The 12,724-nt window shown below is 69.5% G+C and carries 9 protein-coding genes; 2 read left to right on the forward strand and 7 right to left on the reverse strand.

From position 1 onward, the window contains the following. Positions 1-47: 47 nt before the first annotated feature. Both ABZ470_RS09155 and ABZ470_RS09160 read right to left on the reverse strand, forming a co-directional pair. Positions 48-2,615 (reverse strand): glycosyl hydrolase family 18 protein, encoded by a 2,568-nt coding sequence (locus ABZ470_RS09155; RefSeq protein WP_352008434.1) that lies wholly within the window; start codon positions 2,613-2,615, stop codon positions 48-50. Positions 2,616-2,786: 171 nt separating this feature from the next. Continuing rightward, complete coding sequence (locus ABZ470_RS09160; RefSeq protein ID WP_362910966.1) at positions 2,787-4,259, reverse strand: MFS transporter; 1,473 nt, start codon at positions 4,257-4,259, stop codon at positions 2,787-2,789. 197 nt (positions 4,260-4,456) lie between these two features. On the opposite strand from ABZ470_RS09160, the gene ABZ470_RS09165 reads away from it, so the two are divergent. Beyond that, complete coding sequence (locus tag ABZ470_RS09165; protein WP_362910967.1) at positions 4,457-5,758, forward strand: DUF2252 domain-containing protein; 1,302 nt, start codon at positions 4,457-4,459, stop codon at positions 5,756-5,758. Between the two features lie 47 nt (positions 5,759-5,805). On the opposite strand, the gene ABZ470_RS09170 is transcribed toward ABZ470_RS09165, so the two are convergent. Next, complete coding sequence (locus ABZ470_RS09170; RefSeq protein WP_352008431.1) at positions 5,806-7,311, reverse strand: glycoside hydrolase family 3 N-terminal domain-containing protein; 1,506 nt, start codon at positions 7,309-7,311, stop codon at positions 5,806-5,808. A 598-nt stretch (positions 7,312-7,909) separates the two neighbouring features. Between ABZ470_RS09170 and ABZ470_RS09175 the strand changes: the two genes are divergently transcribed. After that, a complete protein-coding gene (locus tag ABZ470_RS09175; RefSeq protein ID WP_352008430.1) occupies positions 7,910-8,584 on the forward strand; it encodes a TetR/AcrR family transcriptional regulator in 675 nt (224 codons plus the stop codon). Positions 8,585-8,593: 9 nt separating this feature from the next. Here the strand turns inward: ABZ470_RS09175 and ABZ470_RS09180 are convergent, their stop codons facing one another. The 4 genes from ABZ470_RS09180 to ngcE form a co-directional block, all read right to left on the reverse strand. Continuing rightward, positions 8,594-9,472, reverse strand: coding sequence for a chitosanase (locus ABZ470_RS09180; protein WP_362910968.1), 879 nt, complete (start codon positions 9,470-9,472; stop codon positions 8,594-8,596). Between the two features lie 80 nt (positions 9,473-9,552). Next, positions 9,553-10,419, reverse strand: a complete 867-nt coding sequence (locus tag ABZ470_RS09185; RefSeq protein ID WP_362910969.1) for a carbohydrate ABC transporter permease — start codon at positions 10,417-10,419, stop codon at positions 9,553-9,555. Then, positions 10,416-11,330 (reverse strand): sugar ABC transporter permease, encoded by a 915-nt coding sequence (locus ABZ470_RS09190; RefSeq protein ID WP_362910970.1) that lies wholly within the window; start codon positions 11,328-11,330, stop codon positions 10,416-10,418. Before ABZ470_RS09190 ends, ABZ470_RS09185 begins: the two co-directional genes overlap by 4 nt. A 6-nt stretch (positions 11,331-11,336) precedes the next feature. Beyond that, the gene (ngcE, locus tag ABZ470_RS09195; protein WP_362910971.1) at positions 11,337-12,704 is read right to left on the reverse strand and encodes an N-acetylglucosamine/diacetylchitobiose ABC transporter substrate-binding protein; all 1,368 of its coding nucleotides are present in this window, start codon (positions 12,702-12,704) and stop codon (positions 11,337-11,339) included. Positions 12,705-12,724: the final 20 nt, after the last annotated feature.

The raw sequence follows: 12,724 nt of genomic DNA on the forward strand, positions 1-12,724 counted from the left end.
GCAGGTCGCGGGGACAGCCCGTTCTGATGGGGATTACCCCCGATCGATTACTTCAGGCCCGCGTCCACGGCGTTGGTCAGGGTGCCGGGGTCACCGGACATCTCCCAGATCATCACGCCGAGCAGGTTCTTGCTGCGGAGCCATGCGGTCTTCTTCGCGATCGTCCACGTGTCGTCGAAGGTCCACCACTGGCCGCCGTTGCCGGTGTAGCAGTAGGTCGCGACCGACTGCTCGTCGTGCTTGATGGTGCACCCGGGGACGCTGGCCAGCAGGTTGCTGTATCCACGGGTACCGGCCTCGTCCTGGAACTGGCCGGGCGCGGCGCCGGTCGCCGACTGCCACTCACCGGACTTGCCGCCGTCGGCGACCCCCTGCCAGCCACGCCCGTAGTAGGCGAGACCGATGGCGATCTTGCGGGGGTTCACCCCGGCCTGCAGGTAGGCGTTGACGGCGTTCTCCACGCTGAAGTGGAAGTTGTACGGGTCGTCGTTGTCGGCGTACAGGTTGGCCTGGTGGCCGGCGACGTTGGGCTCCCACGAGTTGTCGCTGCCCGATCCGTGGAAGTCGTAGCCCTGGACGTTGAAGATGTCCAGCGACTTGGCGACCTCGGCGAGCTCCCAGCCGGCCTCGATCTTGGCGGGGTCGGCGGGGGTGAAGGCGGTGAGCTGGTAGCGCTTACCGGTCTCGACGGTCAGGGCGTCGAGCTGCTTGCGGAACTCGGCGATCAGCAGGGTGTTGTTCTGCTTGTCGTTGGCGCCGATGTGGTTGCCCGGGTGGCCCTCCGCGCCCGGCCACTCCCAGTCGAGGTCGATGCCGTCGAAGATCCCGGCAGCGCTGCCCGGGCCGCCGGCGGCGTTGTAGGTGGGCAGGTTGCCCTTGATGTAGGTGTCGATGCAGGAGGAGACGAACTTCTTCCTGGCGGCGTCGGTGGCGGCCACGTCCGAGAAGTACTTGGAGTAGGTCCAGCCGCCGAGCGAGATCAGGATCTTCAGGTTCGGGTACTTCGCCTTGAGCTTCTTGAGCTGGTTGAAGTTGCCGCGCAGCTTCTCCCAGCCGGTGTCGCCGACACCGTCGACCGACTGACCGGCGCTCATCGGCCTGGCGTAGTCGGCGTCCGCGTCGCCGGAGCCGTCACCCTGGTTCGGGTCCTGCGGGTTGCCGCTGGTGCCCTTGGTCACGCCCTGCAGACAGGTCAGGTTGACCGGGTCGATGTTGCCGAAGGCGTAGTTGAGGTGGGTCAGCTTCGCCGCGACGCCGGTGGTGTCGAGGTTGCGGACGAAGTACTGACGGCCGTAGATGCCCCACTGCACGAAGTAGCCGACCCGGGCGTAGCCACTGCCGATGATGTCGTCGGTGGTGACCTTCACCGCGTTGCTGGCGTCGGAGACGTTGTCGTAGGTGTCGCGGGCCTTGACCGTGAAGGTGTACTCGGTGGACGGCGAGAGGCCGGTCACCGTGGTCGAGGTCGAGGTCGAGGTGGTCAGCAGGGTCGAGCCGCTGTAGATCTCGTAGTTCGCGACCTCCTTGTTGTCCGTGGAGGCACCCCAGGTGAGGTTCACGGTCGAGGAGGACTTGCCGGTGCTGCGCAGGTTGGTGGGCGCGGTGGGCGGCTGGGTGTCGTCACCGGCGTTGTTGGTCGTGACCTTCAGCGGAGGAGTGGCCGCGGAGAGCGTGCCCTTCCTGTCCTTGGTCTTGACGGTGAAGGTGTACTCGGTGTTCGGGGTCAGGCCCGAGACGGTTGCGGTCGTCCCGGTGACCGTGGCCGCCACGTCGCTGCCCTTGTAGACCTGGTAGCCGACGATGGGCAGGCTGCCCTGGGTGGCCGCGTCCCAGGCCAGGGTCACGGTCTTGGTGGTCTTGACCGGCGAGCGCAGGTTGCCGGGGACGCCGGGCGGGGTGTCGGCGGCGCCGTCACACCTGACGTCGTTGATCCGGCAGTTGTCCGGCTCGGCGGAGGCGCTGCTGAGCGTGAAGGTCGGGCTGTAGGGCTCGGTCGAGCCGTGGGCCGCGACGTTGGTGTTGTAGTGGGCCGGGCTCAGCGTGACCGAACGGCCGCTCTGGCTGATCGAGCCGTTGTCGGCGGAGCTGGCGGTGACACCGGCGGGCAGGTCGAAGGTGATCGTCCAGCCGTTGAGCGCGGCGTCGGTGTTGTTGTTGACCACGAACTTGCCACGCGACCCGCTGGCCGAGTAGGTCGCGGTGACGGGCGCGTCCGGCGGGGGCGGGTCGCCGCTGCCGTCACAGTTGGCGTTGTTGATGGTGCACTTGGTCGGCTGGACGGCCGAGCTGAGCGTGAAGGTCGGGCTGTAGGGCTCGGTGTTGCCGTTCGCCTTCACGGTGTTGATGTAGAAGGCGGGGGTCAGCTTCACCTTGGTGCCAGTCTGCGAGATGGTCGCATTCTGGGCACCGCTCGCCGTCACCCCGGAGGGGAGTTCGAAAGTGATCGACCAACCGGTCACAGCGGTGCTGTTGGGGTTGCTCACCACGAACTTGCCCTGGTTGCCGGTGAGGGTGAAGGCGGCTGTCAGGCGAGCGGCTGCGTGGGCGGGGATCGACAATGCGGCCATCGCGGCCGCCATGGCGAACACCACCAGCACAGAAGCTAATCGGCGCATGTTGATGCTCTTTCCTTTAGGAAAGTTTCCTAATAATTATGCGGATCGTAACCCTGACCCCCGGGCTCTACAAGACCCAAAATGGTTGTAAAAACGACGGGAGGCCGCCCCGGCCCTGGGCGGCCTCCCTTATGAAAACCGTTCTCGGAAAATGGAACGCTCCCGTACGACTCAGCGGTCCGCGCGGGTCCGCCCACCGTCCTCCCCGCCCTCGGAAACGGTTTCCGGCTCGGCCTTGGAAAGGGTTTCGGACAACGGCCGTCCCCTTCTCGGCATCACCAGCACGGCCGGCACGCCGAGCACCACGACGACCGTCATCGCCAGGAAGACGTGGTGCACGGCGAAGGCCAGGGCCGAACGGGCGGCCTGCGCCCCTGGACCGTCCAGCGCGGCGGCGACGTCGTCGACCGAGCCGACGGAACCGGACGACAGCAGGGACAGGCTCGCGACCGCCGCGAAGACCGCCGTGCCCACCGCGCTTCCCGCGCTGCGGAAGAACACCACCCCGCCCGTGACGACGCCACGCCGTTCCCAGCCGACCACGGACTGCGCGCCGACGAGGCAGGAGACCGAGACCAGGCCGAGCCCGGCGCCGTTGACGAACGCGCACAGGCCCGCGTAGACGAGCGGCGAGGCCGGGCCCAGCAGCGTGAACATCACCGCCGAGACGACGACGAGCACCATCCCGACCAGGGCCGTGGCGCGGAAGCCGTACCTCAGGTAGAGGCGGTCGGCCAGGCCCGCGGCCAGCGGCCAGCCGATGGACTGCGTGGCGAGTGCGAACCCGGCGGCGACCGCGCCGACCCCGAGCACTCCCTGGGCGTAGGTGGGCAGGTAGAGGGCGGGGGCGATCAGCACCACGCCGACGAGCGCACTGCCGAGGAACGAGCCGAGCAGCATCCGGTCACGCCAGACCCACGGCGGCACGACCGGCTCGGCCGCGTGCCGCTCCCAGCGCAGAAAGGCCGCGAGCAACGCCAGACCGGGCGCGATCAGCCACCAGACGGTCTCCTGGAGCCCGATCATCACGGTGACGACGCCCGCCGCGAGCAGGGCGGTGCCGAACAGGTCGAGGCGGTGCGGACGGCGTTCGACCGACTCGCGCAGGAACACGGTGACCATGGCCAGCGCGGCCACCCCGATCGGGAGGTTCAGCAGGAAGACCCAGCGCCACAGCCCGAACTCCGACAGCAGGCCGCCCAGGGCCGGGCCGAGCAGCGCGGAGCCTCCCCACACCGTGGACATCAGCGCCGAGATGCGTCCCCGCTGGGCCAGTGGGTAGAGGTCGCCCGCGATCGTCTGGGTGATCGGCAGGATCGCTCCCGCCCCGATCCCCTGCACCGCCCGCGCCACGATGAGGACGGGCATGCTCCAGGCCACACCCGCCAGCAGCGACCCGGCCAGGAAGGTCGCCGCGCCCACGAGCAGCATGGGTTTGCGGCCGTAGACGTCGGCGAGCCCGCCGTAGATCGGGGTGCACACCGCCTGGGCCAGCATGTAGACCGCGATGACCCAGGGGAAGAGGGAGAAGGCCCCCAGGTCGCGCACGATCGCCGGGACCGCGGTGGCCACGATCGTGGCGTCCATCGCGGCCAGGGCCGTGCTGAGCATGAGCCCGGCCACCACCGGTCCCCGTCGTGTCACAGCCGCGTCACCGTCTCTCCCCGTGAGGACACCGTGGTCGGAGTCCTCTCTCCCCAACAGACGCGGGCGAACGCCTCATTCCATGGCATGTCCCCTTGTTTCCCCGGACATCGCTTCTGCCGGGAAGCCGCCGCTGTGACGGCCCTGTGACGTCTTCGCCTGGCGGAGCCGGGCCGGTGGGCCCTAACGTGCGCACCATGACCACAGATGGGCGCTCGGCGCACATTCTCGATGTCCTGATCACCGAGTTCGGCGAGTCGATCAGGCGTGACCCCCCGGCCTTCCGGCGCAAGTTCAGGAAGATGGCCGCCTCCCCGTTCGCCTTCTACCGCGGCAGCGCCTGCCTGTTCTACGCGGACATGGCCGGCTCCTTCGCCGACACGGCCTTCCTCGACGACCAGACGAGCCGGGTGTGGATACACGGCGACCTGCACGCGGAGAACTTCGGCACCTACATGAACGCCTCCGGCGTCCTGGTCTTCAACGTCAACGACTTCGACGAGGCCTACGTCGGCCCCTACATCTGGGACCTCAAGCGGTTCGTGGCCAGCGTCGCGCTCATCGGCTACGCCAAGGCGCTGTCGGACGAGGTGATCACCGACCTGGTCTCGGGGTTCGCCAAGGCCTACCTCACCGAGCTGACCGGCATCTCCGAGGGCGGGGACGAGGCGATCGGCTCACTGACGCTGGAGACGACCACCGGTGTGCTGCACCGGGTGCTCCAGGTCGCCCGGCTCAACACCCGGGTCGCGCTGCTCGACGTCGAGACCACGATCGACAACTTCGAGCGCAGGTTCGCCATCATGGACGGCCGTTATCCGGTCGACGAGGAGACCAGGCACGCCGTCGAGGCCGCCTTCGCGGAGTACCTCACCACGCTCCCCTCGTCGGTCCCCGCGGTCGAGCACAGGATCAAGGACTTCGCGCTCCGCATGGGCGTCGGCATCGGCTCGGCGGGCCTGCCGTCCTACAACATGCTCCTTGAGGGCCACACCCAGGCCCTGGAGAACGACGTCATCCTCTACATGAAGCAGGCCCAGGTCCCGGCCGTCGCCCGGTACATCACCGACGAGAAGGTACGCGGCTACTTCAGGCACCAGGGGCACCGTACGGCGGAGTCACAGCGGGCCCTGCAGGCCTACGCCGACCCCTGGCTCGGCCACACGACGCTGAACGGCGTCGGCCAGCTCGTCGCCGAGGTCTCCCCCTACTCGGCCGACCTCGACTGGGGCGACGTCAACGAGCCGGAGGAACTCGCCTCGGTGATCGGCGACCTCGGCAGGGCCGTGGCCCGCATGCACTCCGTCGCCGACGACGAGTCCAGCCACGACCTGGTCGACTTCTCGACCGAGGACGCGATCGTGAACGTGATCGGTGCCGACGCCGCCGGGTTCACCCGTGTGCTCGTCGACCTCGCCCACGCCTACGGCGCGCGGGCCAGGGCCGACCACCAGCTGTTCGTCGACCTGTTCCGCAACGGCCGCCTGCCCGGCCTGTGAGCGTGTTCCGCCGTTCCCGCGGCCCGGGGGCGGCGGAACACGCTGGATCAGGCGTCCCCCGCCAGCACCTCGGCCGCGGCCTGGCCGCACACCTTGGAGGAGCCGTGGGTGGCGATGTGGACGGCGCCGAGGTCGGAGCGTCCCGGCAGGCCCATCTCGACCACGACGGCGTCGGAGCGCGCCGCCAGCAGGTGCTGCAGGGCGTCCATCTGCCAGGGGTGACGGTGGGCGTCGCGGACGACGGCGACCAGCGGCCGGTCGGTGGCTGCGGCCAGCACCCCCTCTACCGCGCTCCCGGTCGCCCCGGAGGCGTCCAGGCGCGTCACCGTGGTGCCGGGCAGCAGCTTGCCGAGCGGCTCACCGACGCCCCAGGGCGTGTCCTTCTCGATGGCCAGGTTCATCTCGGGGGCCAGTTCGAGCACGTGGGGCGGGGCGGCCAGGGGAAGGGAGGCGCTCGCCGAGCGGCGGGTGATCCGCAGCGCCCGCCTGGCCGCCTCAAGGCCGATGGAGACGTCTCCCGGACGCGAGGGCGCGGGGTCCTGCCGCCTGGGGGCCGAGGCCGCCCACAGGGCCAGTTCGCACACCCGCCGTGCGGCGTCGGCCAGCCTCTCCTCGGGAAGCCTGCCCTCGATCACCGCGTCCACGATGGCGTCGCGGACGTCGATGGCGGTCTGCTCGTCGGAGTTCTGGCCGCCGATGCAGATCGCGTCCGCGCCTCCGGCGATGGCCAGCGCCGAGGCGCCGCCGATGCCGTACGGGCCCGAGACGGCGGTCATCTCGATGCCGTCGGTGATGATGACGCCCTCGAAGCCGAGTTCGACACGGAGCAGGTCGTGCAGCACCTTGCCGCTGAGCGTCGCGGGCACGCCCGGGTCGAGAGCGGAGACCAGCAGGTGGGCCGTCATGACCGTGCGCACGCCCTCGGCGATCGCCGCGCGGAAGGGCCGCAGCGCGACCTCGCGCAGTTCCTCGGCGGTCGCCGTGACCAGCGGGACGCTGTGGTGGGAGTCGACCGAGGTGTCCCCGTGCCCGGGGAAGTGCTTGGCGCAGGCGGCGACGCCCGCCGACTGCAGGCCCCGGATCCAGGCCGCGGTGTGCCGGGAGACCAGGTCGGGGTCCGCGCCGAAGGAGCGCAGGCCGATGACCGGGTTGTCGGGGTTGGAGTTGACGTCGGCCGAGGGTGCGAAGTTGAGGTTGACGCCGGTCAGCGCCAGATCGCGGCCGAGGTCGGCGGCGAGTTCCTCGGTGAGCGCGACGTCGTCGACGACTCCGAGGGCGAAGCTGCCGGGGCGCGTGCTCCCTGCCGCCGCCTCAAGCCGGGTCACCTCTCCCGACTCCTCGTCGATGCCCACGAGAACCTGCGGGTTCTCCGCGCGCAGCGCCGCGGTGAGGTCGGCGACCTGGGAGGGGGTGGCGATGTTCCTGGAGAAGAGCACCACCCCGGTCAGGCCCTCGCTCAGGCGTCTGCGGACCCAGTCGGGCGGTGACTTGCCCTCGAATCCCGGGAGAACAACCGTGTCCGCCAGACGAAGCAGCTCTTGGCCGCGCTTCATGCACCCTCCTCGCCTCATGGCCGGCCGGCATCTCATGCCGAGGACACGCGGACACCATGTTGTGTTCACAGGCGTGGGAGGAAGCGCTCCCATCGGCCTTGCGCGCAAATCTAATAGGAAACTTTCTTTATCGCTAGGGGGCTGACCATGGGCCTTCCGTCAAGATCCTGCGATCCGGAGTGACACCTGGTACCCGGGAACGCTCCAGGGGCGGCAGGGGGAACGGTCACCGGAAGCCACGGGACGTGCCGGGTGCGTCACCATGGGCGATCTTTGAGCGAAACCATCCGTGTGGCGCGCGCCAGCGAAGCCGGATCCGTCACGAGCCCCCTCCGGAGACCGGACGCGCTCCAAGAAAGAGGAGGCATGTCCAGAGAAGTGACGTTTATGAGTTTTGTCGGTAAGGGAAGGCTTTCCCCTCCCTTTACGGAAAACCGAAACCCACCCCGCGCCCACCCGGGCACGAGCCGTACGGCGCGGCGCCGGAGAGCGGCCCCGCCACACCGTTCCGGACAGGCGCCCGGCACGGGGCGAATGCCGCGATGAGCTGGTTCGTTCGCGCGAACAAGCGATTACGCAAAGACTCATAATGGAGGACGTGAACACGAGAAAGAACTCCGGCGCCACGACCACCTCCGTCAGACGCCAGGGTGCGACCAGGCGCGCGGCCTCATCCGGCTCCGCCTCGGAGCGCCGCGAACACCTCGTGAAACTCGCCGCCGACCTCTTCGCCCGCAAGGGATTCCAGGCGACAACCGTCCGCGAGATCGCGGAGGAGGCCGGCATCCTGTCCGGCAGCCTCTACCACCACTTCGACTCCAAGGAGACGATCGTCGACGAGGTGCTGACCACCTTCCTCGACGACCTCGTCGGCCGCTACCGCACGGTGCTCGACCGGCGGGAGGACCCCCGCACGACCCTGTCGGAGATGGTCCGCGTCGCCTTCGGCACGCTCGAACCGCACCGCGCGGCGATCACCGTCATGCAGAACGACTGGAACTACCTGCGCTCCCTGCCCGGCGACCGCTTCGACTACCTGGTCAGGACCGAGGAGGAGGTCGAGCGCATGTGGGTCGAGCAGATCAGGCGCGGCCAGGCCGCCGGGCAGCTCCGCGGGGACATCGACCCCAAGCTCACCTACCGCATGGTCCGCGACAGCATCTGGGTCACGGTCCGCTGGTTCAGGCCGGGGGGACGCCTGAACACCGCGGGACTCGCCGACCACTACATCACGGTCCTCCTCGACGGCCTGACGACCGGTGAGCGGGCCTGAGCCGGACGGCTACTTCTTGATCCGGTAGGAGTCGCCGTAGACCTTCCACGACAACGGCGTGTTCAGGTCGAGGTTGCCCTTCCTGAGGAAGACCCGCTGTGCGGTGTCCACCCTGCTGGTGTCCTCGTGGGCCGACTCGGCCTTCATGGCGACCTTGCGGGCGTCGAGGAAGGCGTTGAGGTAGGCGGTCTCGTCACCGCCCTGCGACGGCGGCTTGGCCTTCTTCAGCGCGTTCCTGCGGATCGCCCCGAAGCTGAGCGAGTCGTCGCCGCCGCCGTGCATGACGATGGCGTCGTAGTAGACGAACTGGCCGAGGGCGCGCAGGCCGTCCTTCTTGGCCTGCCGTACGGCGGGGCGGAAGTAGAGCCGGTCGCGTTCGTGGTTCTGCGCCTTCCTGAAGGCCCTGTCCTTCGCCGCGCGGGCCCAGGCCTTGGTGAAGCCGGGGTCGAGGCCCTTGTGCGAGTCGGTGCCGTTGACCCGTCGCAGGGCGGGGAGGTACTTGGCCAGCGGGTTGTGCGGTTTGTACCGGGTGTAGAGCTTGACCAGGTCCAGCATGTCCCCGGTGCCCGAGCAGAAGCCGACGATGCCCGCCGTGTAGCCGCGGTCGTCGTCGATGTCCTCGATGTACTTGTACTGTGCCCGCCAGTTGAGGGAGGAGTTCTCCGCGCTGGAGACCAGCTTCATCGCGATCTCCTTCTTGGCCGGGTCGTCGAGCCCCGGTGCCGAGTGAGCCGAGGCCGAGTCTCCGGAGATCACCGTGGAACGTGCCGGGGCGGCGTGCGCGGCCTGGCCCGGGGCGAGCGGGACGGCGGTCCCGGCGGCCACCACGGGCGCCAGGAACAGCCCGAGAAGACGTCGACGCCCGCCGAGGCGGGCGGAGGAGGTCACAGACAGGGTGTCGGTTGCCCGATATGTCGTCAGTGTCACTCCAACAGTTAACCCAATCTCCGTGAACGGCAAAATCCGATCTACTTGAACGCCCCCGCGGTCAGCCCCCTGCGGATCTGTCCCTGAAGGAGCGCGTGGACGACGACCATCGGGATGATCGCCATACCGAGCGCGGCGAACAGCGCGCCCCAGTCGGCGTCGTAGCCCGCCGTGGTCGAGATGTCGGCGATGCCCTGCGTGAGCAGCCAGCTGTCCCGGTCGGAGGGCAGCAGCACGAGGGGAAGCTGGTACTGGTTCCACTGGCCGAGCACGTTGAAGACCGTCACGCTGACGACACCGGGCCTGGCCATCGGAAGCATGATCTGGAAGAACACCCGCGTGTGCGAGGCGCCGTCCACGAAGGCGGCCTCCGCGACCGTCTCCGGCAGGGTCCCGAAGAAGGCGGTGAGGAAGAACACCGTGAACGGCAGGGAGAAGGCGATGTAGACGAGGATCAGCCCGCCGTGGGTGTTCAGGCCGATGAACGGGCCGACCAGCGGCAGCGCCCCGGTGTTCCTGACGACGAAGAACAGCGGGGTCAGCACCAGGTAGACCGGCAGGGCCAGTCCCGCGACGAACAGCGCGTGCACGATCCGGCTGCCGCGGAAGCGGTAGCGGGCCAGCACGTAGGCCGCCATCGCGCCGAACAGCATGGTGCCCGCCGTACCGCACGCCACGACGACGACGCTGTTGAGCATGTAGCGGCCCACGTGCGCCTGTTGCCAGGCACGCGCCCAGTTGTCGAGGCGGATCGTGGCCGGCGGCGACCAGGCGTCGCCGAAGATCTCCCGCTCGCTCTTCACCGAGGCCAGGAAGGTCCACGCGATCGGCACCGTGACCAGGAGCGTCCACCAGAGCAGGACGGCGTGCGAGAGGAGCGCCGTGAGGCGGGCGCGGGCCGCGCTCACCGGAACTCGATCCGCTCGCGCCGGGTCAGCCGCAGGACCAGCACCGCGAACCCGGTGGTGAGCGCGAACAGCACCACACCCATCGCACAGGCGTAACCGAACCTGGAGTAGTGGAAGGCGTTGCGGTAGACCTCCGCCGCCATCACCGTCGTGGAGTGGTCGGGACCACCCTGCTCGGCCGTCATCACCCACACGACGGCGAAGACGTCGAGCGCGGCGACGCCGAGATAGACCCAGCCCGCCTGGACCGTGTCCCGCAGCAGGGGAAGGGTGATCCGCAGGAACAGCCGTCCGCCCCTGGCGCCGTCGATGGCCGCGGCTTCGAACAGCTCGCGCGGGATGGAGACGATGGCCGCGGAGAAGAGCACGACGTAGAACCCGACCGCCTGCCAGACCAGCACGAACAGTACGGCCCACAGCGCCAGGCGGGTCTCCGCCAGCGGCCCGACCGGCTCGAACCCCAGGGCGGTCAGCGGGCCGTTGAGCATCCCGCTTCTGTCCGGCCTGAGGATCTGCCGGAACAGGACGGCGACCAGGACGACGGCCAGCACCTGCGGGAAGAAGAAGACCACCCGGTAGAACCCCGCTCCCCTGACCGCTCCTCCGCCCGTGCGCCCGGCCGCCCCGTCGCCGGTCAGCAGCCAGGCGAACAGCAGGGCGAGCCCGATCGTCAGCGGCGGCACCAGCGCCAGCAGCAGCAGGTTGTGGCCGGCGGCCCGCAGGAAGACCTCGTCGCCGAGGAGCCTGCGGAAGTTGTCCGCCCCCACGAAGCGCGGGACGGCGTTGACCCCGCGCCAGTCGGTGAGCGCGATGACGAGGGCCTGCGCGCAGGGGGAGAGCACGTAGACCGTGTACAGCGTGACCGGGACGGCGAGGAACCCGGCGACGAACGGTCTCCTGTGCTGGTTCATCGGCGGCTACCTCGTGAACTTCCGCACCGAGGGGTCGGCCCTGAGCGCGTCGGCCTTGCGCTGGGCCCGCTCGGCCCACCGGTCGGCGCTGATCGCCCCGCTCATCAGCTGCCCCGAGGCCGCGGCGACCTCGTCGTGCAGTTCGGAGTACCACCTGCGGAACATGAAGGTGACGACGTTGCCGCCGGCGGCGGCGAGGGCGGCGCGGGCGCTCTCCAGGCCGGGTTTGAGCCTGAGACCGTCGGCCGCCCCCCTGACGACGGTGAGCGTCGAGACGGCCTCGGTGAACCTCCCCGCCGCTCGCCGGGAGAGCATGGCCCGCAGGTATTCGAGCCCGGCCCCGGGGTTGGCCGAGCGCGCGGGCACGATGTACTCCTCACCCGGCTGGGCGTGCAGCGTGCCGTACGGCATGGCGTCCGAGGGGCCGAAGTCGGGCAGCGGGAACATCGCGTAGCCGAAGCCGTCCGGGGCTGAGCCGCGTTGCTCGTTCTCCAGCCAGGAACCGCAGGGCAGCATGGCGACCAGCCCGCGGTTCTGCGCGATCTGGGTCTGGACGTGGTCGAGGCCCGCGGTGCCCTCAAGGAGGTGCCTGGCCCCGATCTCCGCGAACGCCGCGGCGGCCCGCCGTACGGGCTCGGCCTGCCAGGCGCCCTCGGCGAGGTTGTCGATGTCGGTCAGCACCCGCCTGCCGCCGATCTTCGCCGCGAGGGTGAGGATGGGCTCGTAGATGTACTGGGGGTGGGTGCCCGCGTAGGTGAACGGCGCCATCCCCGAACGCCTGATCTCCTCGCAGAGGTCGAGGAAACGCGCCCACGTCCTGGGCGGTCGCCACCCCCTAGCCTCGAAGAGCGGCCGCGAGTACCAGATGCCCCAGACGGTGTTGGTGTAGTTCATGACGTACGGCCTGCCGCCGTAGCCGCCCAGCTCGATCGCCATGGGATCGACGGTCTCGCGCACCGTGACGGAGGGGTCGTCCCAGCTGGGCGCGTCGTACAACGGTGTCAGGTCGGTGAGCTGGCCGTCCTGGACCAGGGCACCCAGGTCCATGGCCCCGGCCCCGGAGTCGTCCACGACCTCGGGCGGGTCTCCTCCGACGAAACGCGGCTGGAGGGTCCTGGAGATCTCCTTGGTCGCGTTGTGGCTGATCCTGAGGCGGGGGAAGCGGGCGGCGACCAGCGGTTCGTGAATGGTCCTGGCGTAGTCGTCGCCGAGCCCCCCGTCGAAGATCCAGATCTCCAGGGGGCCGTCCTCGACGAGACGGGGCGGGCCCGCGGTGGACGTCGGAGGCGCGCCGCCGACGGGGAAGGCGCAGGAGGACAGGGCCAGCGGGCCGAGCCCGGCCAGGGCGCCGCGCAGCAGCTCGCGCCGGGACACGCCCCGCCACCCGGTTCGCC

It is taken from the genome of Streptosporangium sp. NPDC020072, from assembly GCF_040631445.1.
Classification (GTDB): domain Bacteria; phylum Actinomycetota; class Actinomycetes; order Streptosporangiales; family Streptosporangiaceae; genus Streptosporangium.

Coding starts and splice junctions, on each gene's coding strand:
- ABZ470_RS09190 (WP_362910970.1), bottom strand. CDS start 11,330: ATGAACCAGCACAGGAGACCGTTCGTCGCCGGGTTCCTCGCCGTCCCG.
- ABZ470_RS09155 (WP_352008434.1), bottom strand. CDS start 2,615: ATGCGCCGATTAGCTTCTGTGCTGGTGGTGTTCGCCATGGCGGCCGCG.
- ABZ470_RS09170 (WP_352008431.1), bottom strand. CDS start 7,311: ATGAAGCGCGGCCAAGAGCTGCTTCGTCTGGCGGACACGGTTGTTCTC.
- ABZ470_RS09165 (WP_362910967.1), top strand. CDS start 4,457: ATGACCACAGATGGGCGCTCGGCGCACATTCTCGATGTCCTGATCACC.